This is a genomic window from Aeromonas sp. ASNIH4, assembly GCF_002934425.1.
In the GTDB taxonomy this organism is placed as follows: Bacteria; Pseudomonadota; Gammaproteobacteria; order Enterobacterales; family Aeromonadaceae; genus Aeromonas; species Aeromonas hydrophila.
The window spans coordinates 3,556,443-3,572,040 of the sequence record NZ_CP026217.1 but is presented as its reverse complement, the minus strand read 5'-3'; the positions used below and the strand labels follow the sequence as shown (position 1 = coordinate 3,572,040).

The 15,598-nt window shown below is 59.4% G+C and carries 19 protein-coding genes, 1 other RNA gene, 1 pseudogene and 1 other annotated feature; of the genes and pseudogenes, 18 read left to right on the top strand and 3 right to left on the bottom strand.

The annotated features are described in order from the left end of the window. Positions 1-11: 11 nt before the first annotated feature. Entirely contained in the window at positions 12-1,166 is a 1,155-nt protein-coding gene (locus tag C2U40_RS16450) for a flagellar assembly protein FlgT (RefSeq protein WP_103827287.1), read from the bottom strand. Positions 1,167-1,360: 194 nt separating this feature from the next. Here C2U40_RS16450 and C2U40_RS16445 point away from each other — a divergent pair, with 194 nt between their 5' ends. Continuing rightward, positions 1,361-1,981, top strand: a complete 621-nt coding sequence (locus C2U40_RS16445) for a FlgO family outer membrane protein (protein WP_039215697.1) — start codon at positions 1,361-1,363, stop codon at positions 1,979-1,981. 15 nt (positions 1,982-1,996) lie between these two features. Then, on the top strand, positions 1,997-2,428 hold the full coding sequence (locus C2U40_RS16440) for an LPP20 family lipoprotein (protein WP_011705018.1): 432 nt from the start codon (positions 1,997-1,999) through the stop codon (positions 2,426-2,428). 101 nt (positions 2,429-2,529) lie between these two features. Here C2U40_RS16440 and pheA read toward each other — a convergent pair whose 3' ends face one another. Next, positions 2,530-3,702, bottom strand: coding sequence for a prephenate dehydratase (pheA, locus tag C2U40_RS16435; protein WP_011705019.1), 1,173 nt, complete (start codon positions 3,700-3,702; stop codon positions 2,530-2,532). Positions 3,703-3,740: 38 nt separating this feature from the next. Further along, positions 3,741-3,875: a sequence feature (Phe leader region), on the bottom strand. A 169-nt stretch (positions 3,876-4,044) separates the two neighbouring features. Between pheA and C2U40_RS16430 the strand changes: the two genes are divergently transcribed. From C2U40_RS16430 to C2U40_RS16400, 7 genes and pseudogenes are all read left to right on the top strand, one after another. Next, complete coding sequence (locus tag C2U40_RS16430) at positions 4,045-4,644, top strand: HAD family hydrolase (protein WP_077095310.1); 600 nt, start codon at positions 4,045-4,047, stop codon at positions 4,642-4,644. A gap of 25 nt (positions 4,645-4,669) precedes the next feature. Further along, entirely contained in the window at positions 4,670-4,948 is a 279-nt protein-coding gene (locus C2U40_RS16425; RefSeq protein WP_011705022.1) for a DUF6482 family protein, read from the top strand. A gap of 45 nt (positions 4,949-4,993) precedes the next feature. Continuing rightward, complete coding sequence (locus C2U40_RS16420; RefSeq protein WP_011705023.1) at positions 4,994-5,866, top strand: hypothetical protein; 873 nt, start codon at positions 4,994-4,996, stop codon at positions 5,864-5,866. A gap of 95 nt (positions 5,867-5,961) precedes the next feature. Beyond that, entirely contained in the window at positions 5,962-6,510 is a 549-nt protein-coding gene (locus tag C2U40_RS16415; RefSeq protein WP_103827286.1) for a DUF3157 family protein, read from the top strand. 183 nt (positions 6,511-6,693) lie between these two features. Further along, the gene (locus C2U40_RS16410; protein ID WP_016349813.1) at positions 6,694-7,323 is read left to right on the top strand and encodes an outer membrane beta-barrel protein; all 630 of its coding nucleotides are present in this window, start codon (positions 6,694-6,696) and stop codon (positions 7,321-7,323) included. A gap of 172 nt (positions 7,324-7,495) precedes the next feature. Continuing rightward, on the top strand, positions 7,496-8,440 hold the full coding sequence (locus C2U40_RS16405) for a YbgA family protein (protein ID WP_016349814.1): 945 nt from the start codon (positions 7,496-7,498) through the stop codon (positions 8,438-8,440). A 62-nt stretch (positions 8,441-8,502) separates the two neighbouring features. After that, positions 8,503-9,186: pseudogene (locus tag C2U40_RS16400) on the top strand (MerR family transcriptional regulator); the annotation flags it as partial. Positions 9,187-9,437: 251 nt separating this feature from the next. On the opposite strand, the gene C2U40_RS16395 reads toward C2U40_RS16400, so the two are convergent. Further along, complete coding sequence (locus C2U40_RS16395) at positions 9,438-10,211, bottom strand: LexA family transcriptional regulator (protein WP_103828481.1); 774 nt, start codon at positions 10,209-10,211, stop codon at positions 9,438-9,440. A gap of 191 nt (positions 10,212-10,402) precedes the next feature. Here C2U40_RS16395 and C2U40_RS16390 point away from each other — a divergent pair, with 191 nt between their 5' ends. From C2U40_RS16390 to C2U40_RS16350, 9 genes are all read left to right on the top strand, one after another. Beyond that, positions 10,403-10,708: a helix-turn-helix domain-containing protein gene (locus C2U40_RS16390; protein WP_103828526.1), complete on the top strand. Its 306-nt coding sequence runs from the start codon at positions 10,403-10,405 to the stop codon at positions 10,706-10,708. Between the two features lie 65 nt (positions 10,709-10,773). Then, the gene (locus tag C2U40_RS16385) at positions 10,774-12,759 is read left to right on the top strand and encodes a transposase domain-containing protein (RefSeq protein ID WP_233768781.1); all 1,986 of its coding nucleotides are present in this window, start codon (positions 10,774-10,776) and stop codon (positions 12,757-12,759) included. A 4-nt stretch (positions 12,760-12,763) separates the two neighbouring features. Beyond that, a complete protein-coding gene (locus C2U40_RS16380; protein ID WP_103828483.1) occupies positions 12,764-13,693 on the top strand; it encodes an AAA family ATPase in 930 nt (309 codons plus the stop codon). Further along, on the top strand, positions 13,690-13,947 hold the full coding sequence (locus C2U40_RS16375; RefSeq protein WP_103828484.1) for a hypothetical protein: 258 nt from the start codon (positions 13,690-13,692) through the stop codon (positions 13,945-13,947). The genes C2U40_RS16380 and C2U40_RS16375 overlap by 4 nt, the downstream gene beginning before the upstream one ends. Before the next feature lie 23 nt (positions 13,948-13,970). Beyond that, complete coding sequence (locus tag C2U40_RS16370; protein ID WP_103828485.1) at positions 13,971-14,594, top strand: DUF3164 family protein; 624 nt, start codon at positions 13,971-13,973, stop codon at positions 14,592-14,594. Positions 14,595-14,597: 3 nt separating this feature from the next. Then, positions 14,598-14,669: hammerhead ribozyme type II (locus C2U40_RS16365), an RNA gene on the top strand. A gap of 8 nt (positions 14,670-14,677) precedes the next feature. Beyond that, a complete protein-coding gene (locus tag C2U40_RS16360; protein WP_103828486.1) occupies positions 14,678-14,902 on the top strand; it encodes an ANR family transcriptional regulator in 225 nt (74 codons plus the stop codon). After that, a complete protein-coding gene (locus C2U40_RS16355; RefSeq protein WP_103828487.1) occupies positions 14,899-15,366 on the top strand; it encodes a hypothetical protein in 468 nt (155 codons plus the stop codon). Before C2U40_RS16360 ends, C2U40_RS16355 begins: the two co-directional genes overlap by 4 nt. Further along, complete coding sequence (locus C2U40_RS16350; RefSeq protein WP_103828488.1) at positions 15,363-15,575, top strand: hypothetical protein; 213 nt, start codon at positions 15,363-15,365, stop codon at positions 15,573-15,575. The genes C2U40_RS16355 and C2U40_RS16350 overlap by 4 nt, the downstream gene beginning before the upstream one ends. Positions 15,576-15,598: the final 23 nt, after the last annotated feature.

Here is a 15,598-nt window from a genome sequence, read left to right as displayed (position 1 = left end):
ACCCTTGATTCTTATTCCAATACTGCCAGATCCCCGATCTGGATGTTAAACGGCGAATATTTGTTCTGGCTGCTGATGATGGCGCCATCCTCGAACACCTGCACCACTTCGAACAAGCCGTCGGCGGGGTTGCGCATCATGCGCGACTTGCCGTAGGGGTCGATGAAATCGGCATCGTGCTGGATGCGGAACTGATCCCCGAGCCGGACGCCGTTGCGGCGGCCCAGATTGATGTGGGGGCCGCGCTCGTTCTGGCCGACCACCCGGGCGGTGACCGGGGCGCAGCTGAGCTGGGCCACCAGATCCTGCACCGCTTCCTGCAACAGGTAGTTGACCTCCTGGCCATAGCTCGACTGCCAGAACTGGCCGCTGCTGCTGCCCACCTGATCCCGCTTGGCGAAGGTCCAGTTGGCCCGGCCCTGGTACTCCTTGCGGCCGAGCAGGCTGCCGTTGATGCCGTCGAACAGATAGAGCTGCATGCGAAAGTTGCGGATGGGGTCTTCATACCAGCTGGTCAGCTGGTTGCCCTGCGGCTCGAGGGAGAGATCGTCGATGCTGCCGAGCACCAGATACTGGCTGTCGGTGCGCAGGCTGAGCGCCTTGATCTCCTCGAGGGCGCTGCGATCCCCCTGTTGCAGGTGGAGCGGGTCGATGCGCAGGTTCTCGTCCAGCCACTGGCGCACGGCCACCCCTTGCGGTGCGTTGGCCAGGGCCTCGAACATGCGGCGTGACAGGTTGGCGGGCATGTCGTCGAGGGCGCCGTAGCTCGCCTGCTCGGGGTAGCGCAGCCGCAGCCGCACCAGCGTCAAATCCTTGGCGTAGTGCTGGGTCTGGCAGATCTGGCGCTCGGCCTGGATGTCGGCCTGCACCGTGATGTACATGCGGCCGTTGCGCACCTCTTCCCGCTTGAGCCGATACTGGCGAATGTCGCCGCCGGAGCGGATCTGGATCTGCTCGGAGCGCAGGCTGCCGTTTTCCAGGCGCTGGATGCTGGAGACGGCGGCGCCGCTGGCCAGCAGAGCCTGCCGCAGGGCATCGCGGGTCGCCTGCTCGCGGGCGTAGACCTCGTCTCCGCCCAGGATGGCGGCACTGCCCTGCGCCTCGATGATCTCGGCCCGGGCCGACAGACTGGCCAGCAGCAGGGTTAACAGCAGCGGTAATTTCATGACAAGCACCTTGAATATGCGGGTCGGCGCGATTCACCCCTGTCGAAGCGAGGTCGCCGGCCGATACAGATCACAGAACCGTGCCGGTTGCACAGCACACGCGAATATTTAGCAAGATCCATGCCTCATTCCCGGCTCAAGCTTTGGCCGGTCGAACCGATAACAAATCAGGTGCAGATACAGGAAAGGTATCCATGAACAAACTCATCACGGCGTTGGCGCTCGCCCTGGCATTGGCCGGCTGCGGCTCCGACCCCATCAACCGGGAGCAGGGTGATCCTCGTCAGGCGGCGCAGGGGATGGAACTCAACTGGTTGGTGGCGCGCATGACCGATCAGCTGATGGAGCGCAAGTCGCTCTCCACCCTGACCGAACCCATCGCGGTCTCCTCTTTCGTCGATCTCGATACCCTGCAGGACACCAACTGGATGGGGCAGCAGATCGAGGAGAGCTTTATTTACGAGCTTAACCGGCGCGGGGAAGTGGTGGTGGATTTCAAGCTGACCGGCAGCATCAAGGTCACCCCGCAGGGGGACTTCGTGATGAGCCGCAACTATCGGGACCTCTCCCCCCGGTTGCCCATCTCCCGCATCCTGACCGGTACCTTCAGCCGCAACAAGCAGGGGATCCTGGTCAATGCCCGCATCATCGACCTGCGTACCAAGATGGTGGAGACCACGGCCCAGAGCCTGATCCCGCAACAATACCTGTTCGGTGCCAACAATTCGTTTGGCCGGGCCTCGATCAACCGCGGTTACCTGATGCGTGACAGCCAGGCGCGTCCCGGCGGCCATCTGGTCAATCTGACGCCCTGACAAGGAGTAGATGCAATGAAAATCCTGTTCGGATGCCTGCTGGCGCTGCTGTTGACGGCGTGCAGCGGCGGCAATCGGGTGGTCAACTATGGCGGCGGCAACAACAAGCCGGATGACTTCCCGGTGCTCAAGGCGGTCGGCTACGCGGTGATCGACATACAGCCGGGGCCGTCCCAGTCCGAGAAGATGCTGCAGGCCATTCGCGCCTCCAAGATGGATGCCTATCGCGAGCTGGCGGAACAGCTCAACGGCCAGCAGGTACGCGGCCAGAGCAGCTACAAGGACTTGACCCAGACCTCCAACTCGCTGGACGTGTCGGTAGCCGGCATGGTGCGCGGCGCCAGGGTGGTGGCCTCCTATCCCCGCGGCAACACCTATGCCACCGAGATGGAGCTCGATACCCGCGCCCTCTACAACATCAACCAGTTGATGGCGGGCCAGTTCTGACGGCATATCTCAGGCGAATGGACGACAAAAAGGCGACCCCGTAGGGTCGCCTTTTTCATTGGCGGTGTCGGCCGCCCAAGCCTGGCGGATTGCAGCGCTGGCTAGTTGCCCAGCAGCACCGGCGGCACGGCGGTCGGCTTGACGTCTTCGCTCGGGTAGCAGCCCAGCACCTTGATGTAGCGGGTGATCTTGGTCAGCTCCATCAGTGCGGCCTGCATGGCCGGGGTCTGCAGGTTGGCGGAGACATCCAGATAGAACATCTCCTCCCACGGGTTGCCCTGCACCGGGCGGGACTCGAGCTTGGTCATGTTGATCTCGTTGCTGCGCAGCACCAGCAGCGCCTCCACCAACGAGCCCGGTTTCTGGGAGGTGGACATGATGAGGGTGGTCTTGGCCGGGATCTGCGGTGCGACGTCGATGGGCTTGCGCGCCACCACGATGAAGCGGCTGTAGTTCTCCTTCTGGTTGGCCAGCTGCTCGGCCAGCACGTCCAGCCCGTACAGCTCGCCGCCGGCCGCGCTGCCGATGGCCGCCGCCTCCGGGCTTGCCAGTTCCTTCACCTTCATCATGGCGCTGGAGGAGGAGTCGCAGATCTCGTGGCGCGCCCCTTCCAGCTTGCTGAGGTAATGGGAGCACTGCTGGAACACCTGGGGGTGGGCGTAGAAGGTCTTGATGCGACCCAGCTCGGTCGGCACGGCGGTGAGGATGCAGTGCTCGATGGGGTAGGTCAGCTCACCGACGATGGAGAGGCTGGTGTGCTGCATCACATCGTACACCTCGTTGATGGAGCCCGAGCTGGTGTTCTCGATAGGCAGCACCCCGAAGGCGGCCCGGCCCGATTCCACCGCATCCAGCACCTCGCGGAAATTCTGACAGTTCACCTCGATCACCTGATCCTTGTAGCGGGCCAGGTACTTGCGGGCGGCGAGGCTGGAGTAGGAACCGCGCGGTCCCAGGTAGGCGACGCTGGTCATCGGCTCCTGCTGCTCCGGGTTGAGCAGGCTCTGCAGATAGGCCTGCTGGGAGAGCACCGAGTCTTCGATGATGGTGTGGTAGATGCGGGTGATGTACTGGGCGTCCAGCCCCAGCACACGCCCTTTCTGGATCAGGGCGACCAGCAGATCCTGCTCGCGCTGGGGATCGCGGATCGGGCGCGGGTTGGCCTGCTTGGCGCGGGCGACCTCGATGCTGAGGGTCTTGCGTTTGGCCAGCAGGGCGAGCAGCTCCTGATCCAACTGGGTGATGTCTTGTCTGATCTCGTCGAGCGTTGCCATGATGGTTCCCTATCCAAGTAATCGATTGTGGTGGCTGCAAAAAAAAACCTCCGCTAGGGGAGGCTCGATTCGTCTTTGCTTTCTGTTTACGCGAGTGCTTCACGTGACGACGGGCCTTCCCTCATGAGGGCCGGATAAACGAGAAAGCAAAAAAGAATGGTGCGTGCATGAGTGTGTCCTTGAGGTAACGCCATAACCATTAAGGGATTTGACCGTGCGATGCAAGTAAAACTTGTCCGGGGGAGGCGAACGGGGCAGGGTAGGGGCGTGAGCCTGCGGGGGCAAAACCGGGTAAAACGGACCCGCTTGCTGTCGTAATGATGCAGATAGCTGGAGGTGAAGATGGCGATTATTTTCGATCTGGGACGGGTGGTGGTGAGCTGGGATCCGGTCGGTATCGTGCGCTCGGTACGTGGGGAGCAGGGAGCGGAGCTGCTGGCGGAGCGGCTGTTCAACCACCCGGACTGGCTGGAGGTGGACCGTGGCACTCTCTCACTGCACACCATGGCCCGTCAGGCCGAGCATCGCACCGGGCTGAGCGCCGCCGAAAACCTGGCGATTTTGCAGGCGGTGCCCGCCTCGCTGGTGCCGGATCCCGCTATGCTGAGCCTGATAGAGAGCCTGCATGGGGCGGGTCATACCCTCTACGCACTCTCCAACATGGGTCATGCCAGTATCGACTGGCTGGAGCAGCATCAGCCCTTCTGGCGTTTCTTCAGTGGCAAGGTGGTGTCGGCAAGGGTACGGATGATGAAGCCGGAGCCGGATATCTACCGCTATCTGCTGGTGTCGTTCGACTTGCAGGCCGAGCAGTGCCTGTTCATCGATGACAGCCCGGCCAACGTGACTGCCGCACAGGCACTGGGGATCGGCGGCCTGGTGTTTACCGATGCATACAGTTGTCGCCAGCAACTGGTGGCGCAGGGTTACCTGCCCGCCTGAATGGCAGGATGTAGAGGGAGAGGGTATGGAGCATGGCCGGTTTCGCAATTGGCTCAGTCACTATCCGGACGCGGGGCTGCTGATCGCCTGTCTGGATGGCAGCGGGTATCAGCTCTGTGTCGAGGCCGACGGCGAGATGCAGTGTCTCACCGACAGCGGAGGGGGCCGGCTGACCTTTGCCTCCCTCGAACAGGCGGAGGGATTTCTGCGCATGCATCAGGTTCATCAGGCGAAACTTCGGATTTATGATGCCCAGTTGGATGAAAATGAAACTAATTGGCATGAAATTATCATTAAATTCTGATTTATCCCTGCCCTTTAAGGGTTTATTCAGGATTGTTGCAGCACAATGGCGCCCAATTCATCATCCGGTGCCGTCGTTATGGATGCCAATATCGTTGTGCTGAATCGGGGATACGATCAGACCTTTCAGACCAGGGAACAGTCACTTATCGAGACCCTGGCTGGCTATGGCGAACTGGCGGTCTCCTTCTCCGGTCGACTGGAATCCTGCTACAGCATGGATCTGTGCCGCGCCAGCGGTATCCGGATCCGGGCCATCACCCTGGACAGCCCGACCCGCAGCCGCAAGGAGGTGGCGCGCGCCAAGCGCTACTGCCAGCGTTACGGCATCGAGCAGCGGGTGATCAAGACCGATGAGATGATCTTCTGTGACCACCTGCGCCACCTCAACGAGGTGATCGACCCGGTGCGCTACATCTGCCACCTCACCGCGCTGGAAACCGACTGGAGCCACCTGCCCATGCTGCTGCCGGCGCCGGTGGAGGAGCTGCAGGAGTATCTGCGCCGTTTCGGCAGCCTGCCGACCAATACCCTCTGGCTGTTTGCCAAGCAGGGCATGACCCACAGGGACTTTCGCTACGGTTTCAACAAGCGCCAGCTTGGGCGCTGGGGCAAGAGTGCCCACGGCTGCCTGAGCTACCGTTTCTCCGACCCCGAGCTGGTGGAGCGCCGTCATCTGCGGATGGTGGACATGGCGGAGCAGATGCTGGCCGACATGGGGCTGGAGGAGGCCCAGGTGTTCTTTCATACCCTCGCCGATCGGGCCACCACCCTGGCCCGGGTGCGGGTGCCGGCGCGGCTGCGGGCCCAGGCCTTCGATCTGCAGCCGGATATCCTCACCGCCCTCAAGAGCACGGCCTTCGATCTGGTGACGCTGGACATGGCGGCGGAAGAGGAGCGGCAGGAGCTGGTGGTCTAGGCAACCGAGGGCAGGAACGTGAGTGCGGTCATAGGCAAGCCGGGACGGACTCTTTATACTGACGCCCTTTTCCATCGACGCCGAGTCATCACCCTATGAAACCCTTGTCCCGTCTGCTGGTTGCCCTCTGCCTCTCGCCCCTGCTGGTGCAGGCCGCTCCGCTCACCCAGGTGACCCTGCCGGATGGCCGCCAGGTGCAGCTCAACGATGACTTCACCTGGGAATACCTGCTGCTCAAACCCGCCGCCGACGGCAGCGCGGTGCAGGGCACGGTGGCCGTGCCGGTGCTGACCGAGCAGGCGATGAGCAACCCCGAGCTGCTGGCTCAGGCCGTCAAGGACGGGATCGGCGTCAAGCTGGCCAAGGTGGAGGGCTCGGATCCTCTGCAACTGCAATTCATGGTGAGCAACACCGGCAGCCGCAACGTGGTGCGGGTGCGTGGCAGCGTCACCCTGTTCAGCGAGCAGGGGGCCCAGCTGGTCAAGCAGGAGGCCCGCTTCTGGGTCGGCGAGAACCGCCTGTCGGAGTCCTATCTGCGCAAGGGACAGCAGCGCCCCTCCATGGTGCTGGAGGTGCCGCGCCCGGCCGGCCTCACCGGCAAGCCCCTGGTGCGGGTCGAGATTGAGGAAGTGGAGTTCCGCTGATCCCTCATGCAACAGGCTCCTTCGTGGAGCCTGTCTTGATTGTTAACCCGGTAACCACCAGCAACAGTTGCTTACATCTGACATGGTTTGGCAACAGCTTGCCGCTCGGCATTTCTCCCCGGCCTCTGCACAATGACCCCATTCCAGCTAGGTCCCAACTAGCTCAACGATGGAGTCATCAAAATGAAAAAAGCTGCACTTTCAGTTCTGGTTCTGGCCGGTTTCGCTTCAACTTCTGCTCTGGCTGAGGATGCCTTCAGCTACGCCAAAGGCGGCCTGACCTGGGCGCACACCAAGTCCGATTACATCGGCGGCAAGGATAGCAACAACCGCGATTTCGGCGGTCTGAACCTGGACCTCTCCAAGAGCTTCGGTTCCAACTTCTACGGTCGTCTGGGCAGCGAGTACACCTCCCGCAACGATGGCAACGACAGCATGGGCATCTCCAGCCTGGGTCTGGGTGTCTACACCCCGCTCAGCACAGGTCTGAACCTGTATGGGGAAGCAGGTCTGATGGGTTACACCATGGAGCGTCAGGTGGCTGCCAACGTCAAAGACAGCGGCTGGGATGTGATCACCCGCAAAAACAGCGGCAGCATGTACGGTGAGGCCGGCCTGCGCTACGACATCGGCGCGGTCGAGCTCTCCACCGGCTACCGCTACGCCAACATGACCGACGACATGCACGATTTCAAAGTGGGCGCCGCCTACAAGGTGAGCCAGAACCTGGCCCTCACCGCCGACTACACCTATCGCAAGTGGGACCTGCAACAGGGCTCCATCACCAGCCTGGGTGTGAAGTACAGCTTCTAATCATTCTTCCTGTAGTGTCTTCATTTTTACCCATGACTTCGGTCATGGGTTTTTTCATTTCCGGTTGATCCACCCTTCACCCTTGCGCCGTATCAGTCCGCAATAGTTATACAACTTCCAATTTTTTGTATAACTGCTATAACTGATTCAGACTTATACAAGGAGTGATGATATGTACAAGATCAAGGTTGGTATCAGCGCCTGCCTGCTGGGGCAGGAGGTACGGTTCGACGGGGGCCACAAGCGTTCCAGCTTCTGCGAGCGGGATCTCGGTGCCCACTTTGACTATCACCCCGTCTGTCCCGAGATGGCCATTGGCCTCGGGGCGCCCCGCGCCGCCATCCGGCTGGTCAAGCGCCACGGCGAGATCCGCGCCGAGGCGAGCAACGGCAGCTTCGATGTCACCGACCAGCTCATCGCCTTCAGCGAGCAGAAGGCGCGCCAGCTCGACTTCATCTCCGGCTACATCCTCTGCGCCAAATCCCCCAGCTGTGGCATGGAGCGGGTGCGGATCTATGGCGCCAACAACGAGGGGAGTGCCAAGGAGGGGGTTGGCCTGTTTGCCAAGGCGCTGATGGAGGCCAATCCCCTGCTGCCGGTGGAGGAAGATGGCCGCCTGTGCGATCCCATCCTGCGGGAAAACTTTGTGCTGCGGGTCTTTGCCTACCACGACTGGCAGCAGCTCTGCGCGCGCGGCATCACCGCCTCTGCGCTGATCCGTTTCCACTCCCGCTACAAGTATCTGGTGCTCTCCCACGCCACTACCCACTACCGGGCACTCGGCAAGCTGCTCGGCAACCTGGCCAAGGCCGACCTGCAGCAGGTGGCCGACAGCTACATCAAGGGGTTGATGGCGGCGCTGACCCTGCGGGCCAACCGGCGCAGTCACACCAATGTGCTGATGCACCTGCAGGGCTACTTCAAGCGGGTGCTGACCCCGGCCCAGAAGCAGGAACTGTGCGACACCATCGATAAGTACCGCACCGGTGTCTTCCCCTTGCTGGTGCCGCTCACCCTGATCCGTCACTACCTGCGCGAGTACCCCAACCCCTATCTCGCCGAGCAGGTGTACCTCAATCCCCATCCCGACACGCTGAAACTGCGCTACGGGCTCTGAATGTTCTGTGCAGGCCCCGGCGGATGGCCGGGCCTCTCCCTCAACCTTTACTGGATGCCGTTATGTCTGATCTACCGCACGCCGCTTCTCCTTCGCCGGAGGAGGGGATCTACCCCATTCGCGAGGTCTCCCGCCTCACCGGCGTCAACGCCGTGACCCTGCGCGCCTGGCAGCGCCGCTACGGGCTGGTGCAGCCGGCCCGCACCGAGAAGGGCCACCGCCTCTACAGCGAGCAGGACATTCGCCAGATCGGCGAGATCCTGAGCTGGCTGGAGCGGGGAGTGAGCATCGGACAGGTGAAGGGGCTCCTGAGTGAACCCCAGGCCCAGCCGGTGAGCGATCACTGGCAGCAGACCCTGGAGCAGTTCAGTCAGGCGCTGCTCGCCTTCAATCAGCGCAAGGCGGAGGCCGAGCTGAACGACCTGTTGGCGAGCTACCCGTTCGAGCTGGTGCGCAGCAGGGTGCTGCAGCCGCTGGTGGAACGGCTGCTGGGGCTGTGGCGCGAGCGACCCGATGGCGAGCTGCTGCAACAGGTGTGGCTGGGCTGGCTGCATACCCGCTTTGCCCGCCACCTCATCGAGCAGGAGAAGGGGGTGCCAGTCACCTTGGCGAGTTGGGGACAGGTGGGCCCGCTCGATCTGGTCTGGGCCGCTTACGAGCTGATCGGCCAGGGCCATGAGGTGCAGCTGCTGGGGGCGGTGGAGCCGCGCCATGCCAGCCTGTTGGAGGGGCGTGCCGTCACCCCTGAGGGGGGGATCTAGATATGAACCTATGAGATCAATATGGTGAACCTCTCTTGAAGCCCCGTTGAATAAGGGTTTAAGCGAGGTTTGAGAGGGGATGGATCCTTTTCTCGTGATCCATGAAATTCAGGTTGTGCATGGAACAGCTATGAACCTGAATCAGATAAAGATAATGGGGCCGAGCCCCACTTCTGCTACACCATTAGATTTCTGCCGCCATCGTTATCTCTCACCATTATATCCAGAGCACATCTTCACTGAACAGGCGGTGTAGGTTTGGCTGGTTGACCGAATACACGCACGACTTCACCTATAACGTACAGGCGCTGGGTCAGCTCTGCTGCCGGAACGAACTCTGGCGGGTACAGTTCGTTGTCGCTTTTCACTCTATATCCCGCAGGGAACAGAGTTGCCTCCAGACGTTTTACACGTAGGTTGCCATCCAGATTGATAACGAATACGCCGTCCAGTGCCTTCTCGCGGTCTATGTTGGTTTTAACGAGCAGACGGTCACCATGGTTGATATATGGTGTCATGCTGTCACCAATGGTGTTGATCATGCATAGCTCGGCGTGCTCCAGGCGTTCCTGACGCAGCCAGGTTCTTGGCACATACCAGTAATCACGGATGTTTTCGGCATTAATCCAAGTTCCTGCCCCCGCAGATGCCTCTACATCGAATGTAGGCACTTTGGTGAGGTGATCCATATCTCTGGTGCTACAGACGTTATGAACTCGGTCACCATAGTGGTGTGCCTCTGGAGCTTCATACATCTGCCCTTCTCCAGTAGCAAGCCACTCCAGGCTTATTCCTTCTGCTTTCGCTACTTTTGCGGCGGCTTCTAATGGTGGCTGCGATCCTCTAATGATCCAACCGTTTATGGTTGAGAGTGGAATACCCCAAAAATCCGCCAGCTCGCGCAATGTCCGTTTTCCTTTGAGCTCTTTCAGTCTGGTTTGAATCTTGTTTTCGGATCCGTTTCTCTCATTGAGAAAAAGATCTTCGGTGGCTTTTCCTTCCTCGTTCATCTTTTTTGCCTAAGTGAGTGATTTTACTGTGAAAGTTTTGTCTCACCCCGAAAAAACCTCAATCAGAGAAAAAGATCTCAATTTCCCTTTACTTGATGCTTTTTGCGATCAATAATTTCCTCAAGGTCTTAGGGTGAGAGTTTCCCCTAAAGGTTTACCGTAAAAATGTGCATTCGGGAGAGTACCGCAAAATGACTCAAATTGGATCACCCATTAAGGATTGGAGCAGCGATCAGGTCGTTGCCGCCGTCAAGGCCAAGGGCCTTTCTATGCAAGCGCTATCCGAGATTTATACCGAAGGAAGAAGTAAAGCTGCTCTCACTCGCGCATTGCACTCAGCTTCTTATCCTGCTCATGAAACGTACATCGCCCAATTTCTTAGTCTTCAGGCGGATGAAATATGGCCTGAGCGATGGGCAAAACGTCGTGCACGTGCGGAATTGAAAGCAAGAGCCAAACAGAGAGCCCAAGACATCAGAAATCAACGGGCAGCATGAATATGTTCCTTACCGTTAAAGAGCTTATTGGTTTACCCGGTATGCCTGGCACTGAACGGAACACGTTGACGAAACTCAACAAGTTATCCGAGCAAAAAGCCGAATGGCGCCAGAAGCGGGCAAAGGGCAAAGGCTTCGAGTACCACATTGATTGTCTGCCACCGGAGACCCGAGCCCACCTACTCCACCAGCAGGTGAAGGATCTTAAGAAAGGTGAAGTGAAGACCCGTATCGAGACCGGCAGTGAGGAGCTGTGGCTCACCTATCAGGAATCGAGCGAGAAGAAGCGTCAGGAAGCCAGTCGCCGGTTTGAGGTGTGCCTGATGGTGGCGGATCTGGTTGAACGTCATGGCATGGGTATCAAGAAGGCCATGGCCGATGTTGCCGAAAAGACAGGCGTTGCCGCCTCCAACCTGACCCGCTGGTTCTATGTCAAACCGGGTCTGAAGCGGATTGATAAAGGTGATTGGTTGGCTGCCTTGATTGATGAGAACGGCCTAAATACCAAGCGGCGTGCCGAATTAAGCCCGGAAGCCTGGTCCTTCTTTCAAGGGGATTGGCTGCGTAGTGATGCTCCCAGCGTTCAGGCCTGTTATGAGCGACTGACACGGGCGGCAGCCCTCAACGGTTGGGCTGTACCCAGTATCGACACCATCAAGAATCGCATTAAAACCCATATCCCGCTGGAGTTGCGGGTGGCGATGCGTGGCGGGGTGTTCAAGGCCAAGCAGACCCTGGCGCCTGCCCAGCGGCGGACCCGCGTTGGATTGCACGCCCTGGCTCACGTCAACGGCGACGGCTACACCCACAACCTGTGGGTGGCACTACCCAACGGCGAGATCGTGCGCCCCACCACCTGGTTCTTCCAGGACGTTTACAGCTCGATGCTGCTCTCTTACTGCGTCGATGTGAGTGAAAACACCGACATGCTGGGGCTCGCCCTGCACCAGATGGTCAGCCGTTACGGCGTACCTGATGCCTGCACCCTTGACCGAGGCAGTGCGGCACTGAGTCAAGCGATGACTGGACGGATGTGCCGCCCCAGTGGTCGGGATCGCAAGCACAAGAAGTTTGACTCGGCAGAGGTCGAAGGGGCGATGAAGGCGCTGGGGGTAGATGTGACCTGGACACGCGTGGAGGCGGATACCGCTGGTAACAAGGGTAACGCACGGGCCAAGCCGATTGAACGGGCCTTTAACGGCAAGAGCGGCCTGGGTGAATACGTGGACAAGCACCCGGCCTTCAACCTGGCGACCGTGGGCGACTCGGTAGAGAAGAAACCCGCCCACTATGCAGACTCACAGAAGAATGCCATCCCGCTGGAGACCTTTCTGGCGGTATTGGCAGAGGAGATCGAAGCCTGGAACAGCCGCACCGGTCGGCGCAGTGAAATGGCCAGGGCTCGCGGGCTCAGTTATCGCCAGGTGTTCGAAGAGAGTTACAGCCAGGTCAGCGTGCGCAAGGCCACCGAACAGCAGCTGTTGCTCTGCCTGATGCGCACCGAGCAGTGCCGGGTTAACGAAGGCGGGTTGATTGAGCTCAAAGCAGGTCAAACGCCCCTGGGCGAGCGCAACCGTTATCACAGCTCGCTGCTCTATCCATATATCGGCACCCAGGTGTCCTTGCGGTTTGACCCCTTCAACTTGCACTCGGGGGTATATGCCTACGACGAAAAGGGGTCGCTTATCGGCCTTATCCCCATCCTGGAGGACGTTGGCTACAACGACCAGCGCGGGGCCCGCCTGCAACGGCTGGCACAAGAAGAGGTGATGGGCAGAGTCGAGCTGATGCAAAGCACCGCCGAGATGATGACACCGGCAGAGGTTGCCGACCAACTGCGCAATGCCGCCTTGAAGCGGCAAAAAGATGAAGATGAGAGCGCCGCGCAAGGCGTGGCCCCTGGACTAGTGCAGATGATGCCAGGGCTGCCTAGGTTGCCAGAACAGATAGCCTTCAAGCGGGCCGTAGGGTGTGACAGCACACCGGCAAGCACCGCAGACAGCATCGATTTCACCGACACATTGATTGACCTATTTGGGAAGAAGGACTGACGCCATGACCACTGTGATTGACCGAGTAAATGCCGCATTGGCAACAGATAGCGAATTGACCCAGGTGCAGGTTTCCAAACAGGCCGGGATGAGCGAAGCGGTCCTGAGCGCCCTGATGACGGGCACTTACAAGGGCAATGTCGAGCGCAATCTCGCCAAGCTGGAGAAGTGGCTCAAGACCCGTGAAGAGAGCGCCAAAACCCAAGACCTGGCGCGTGGTCCCAAGGATGAATGGCTGCCGTTGCCAACGGCGGTGCGCATCCAGAATGTGATGAAGACCGCACAGGCCCTACGTGCATGGGGGCTGGTTTACAAAGGGGCCGGTGTCGGCAAGACCACTACCGCTCGCCACTACCAGTCCGAGAACAGCAATGTGTGGATCTTCACCGCAGACCCCTTTCGCAACAACGAGATGGCCGTGCTGCAAGGGCTGTGTGACCAGCTGAAGATCGCCAGCCACGGCATGACCCGCGCTCGGATGAGTGAAGCCATTGCCCAGCGCATCAGCGGCACCAACGGCCTGCTGCTTATCGATGAAGCGCAATACCTGTCAGAACGCATTCTCAACGGTATCCGGGTGTTGACCGATGACCGCATCGGGGTGGTGTTACTGGGCAATGACGTAGTGAAAACCCGGATGAGCGCCCCCCGCACTGCCGTGGACATGAACCCGGTGTGGTCACGGGTCATCAGTTGCCTGGAACTGCCCACCGTGAGCCGGGACGACATCGCCAGTTATATGAGTGTCTGGGGGATCGAGGACAAGGAGGTCATTCGCTTTGCCTACGACAAGATCCCGCAATCCGTGGGGGCGCTGCGCTCGCTTTATCGCTTGCTGCAAGTTGCCACCTCCATCGCCACCAGCGCCAGCCAGACGCTCTCACTGGAGCACATCAAGGCCGCCTGGAACCACATAGGAGTTGTTGCGAGATGAAGATGGAACTGAGTGACAAGGTGCGCCTGGCAGAGCAGGTCAGCCGCCAGATGGCCCGCAGCCAATGCAGGGTACTGAGCGCCAAGCTGGGGTTTGCCAGCCCGATGCTGGAAGTTGATAAACCACCGCCAGGCCTGCGGGACAAGGCCTTCGAGATCAAGGAGATCATCGGTAGCCAAGTGAACATGGCCTATGTGGCCAACGTGGATGGTTGCCGGGTTATCTGGCGCACCATCAGCCTGAACAAACAGTAACAAACGAGTAAGAGGACAACCCCATGACCGTACAACAAGAGATGATCATCCCCGCAGGCTACCTGAAAGACCGCAAGGGCCGTCTGGTGCCCCAAAGCATGGTCGATGCCTACGACCTGGAAATGGATGCCTTCGTGAAAGAGCAGTGCCAGGGAGCCCGCGAACTGCACGACCTGATGAAGCGCTTCAAGAAGACCACCTTTGGCAACTGCCACGCTTGGCTGGATCTGGTGGCCGAAAAGTATGACCGCCAGCCTGGTGGCCAGAAGGGCAACGTGACGTTTGGCACCTTTGACGGGTCTGAGCAGATCCGCATTCAGATGGCTGACCAGCTGCGTTTTGGCCCAGAGCTGCAAGTGGCCAAAGACATCATCGACGAGTGCCTGAAGGAGTGGTCTGCCGGGGCCAACCAGAATCTGGTGGCCATCATCCAGGACGCCTTTGAGGTAGACCGGGAGGGCAAGGTCAATACTGGCCGCATCCTCTCCCTGCGCAAGCTCAAGATCGATGACGAACGTTGGACCCGCGCCATGCAGGCCATTGCTGACTCGATCATCGTTTCTGGCACCAAGGCTTACGTCCGGTTCCTGGTCAAGGACGATGAAGGTCGGATGGCCTCTATCCCGCTGGACCTGGCTGCCCTGTAACCCATGCGAAACCGCGCTCCAGGGATGGAGCCGGTCTGCCCGATGTGGTGATCGGGTACTGATGAGCAGCCAGGAGAAGAAAATTGAGTATTCAAAACATCAAGTTCAACGGGGAACGCCCGAACGGGTACCAGGCACTTGCCAGCCGTGCCGCCGAGTTTGAACGGCAAGGGTTGTATACCCAGGCCAGTGACATGTGGGCAGTCGCCCACACTGCAGCCAAGAACAGTCAAAACAAGCATTGGGCGCAGTGCCGTATCGATTACTGCGTGATGGCTCTCCAGCGCAACTGGAAGGTGGCGGCATGAGCATAAGCAAGGAGCAGTGGAAGACCATTGAGGCCGAGCTGAAAGGTGGCTGGGTGCAGATGAAGTTCAAGCTGCATGGACATGAGATCGACATTACCCGCTGCCGCAAGAGCGAAAGCACCACGGTGTTGGGTGTGTATATCGATGGCGTCATGAAATCTGACTGGTTTAAAGAACTGAAAGACATCGACGCTTCCGACGAGTTTATGAGCAAGGTGGTCAAGCAGGTTTGCTTTCACAAGTTCAAGGCGATGTACAACAAAAAACAGCTGGAAGAGATCGCCAAGTACAAGCGCCGGTCCGGGGCCAAAAGAATGAAGGAGGTATTCGGAGATGCCCCTGAAAAAGCAGGCTGGACATACCTTGTCCCCTACTTCGGCAGCAGCGCATTACTGATTCGCCAGTTCAAGAAGATCGAAGGGCTAGAGCTGGTCAGCGAACTGAAAGAGGTGGGGGTGTTATGAAACGCATTAACGATCTGGTGTTTACCAGCGTCCAGGATACGAAATCAACGCTGGAATGCACGCTCATCCATGACCCCAAGCAAGCGCTTGAAGATGCAGAGGCGGTACTGAAGGCCATGGAGGCATTCGGATATAACCAACCGAGCCGCCGCAAGATGCTTAAAAGCATCATCAATAAGGCCAATAAGGCGCAGCAGGAGGTGAAATGAGCAAGGTATGGATGGCCGCCAAC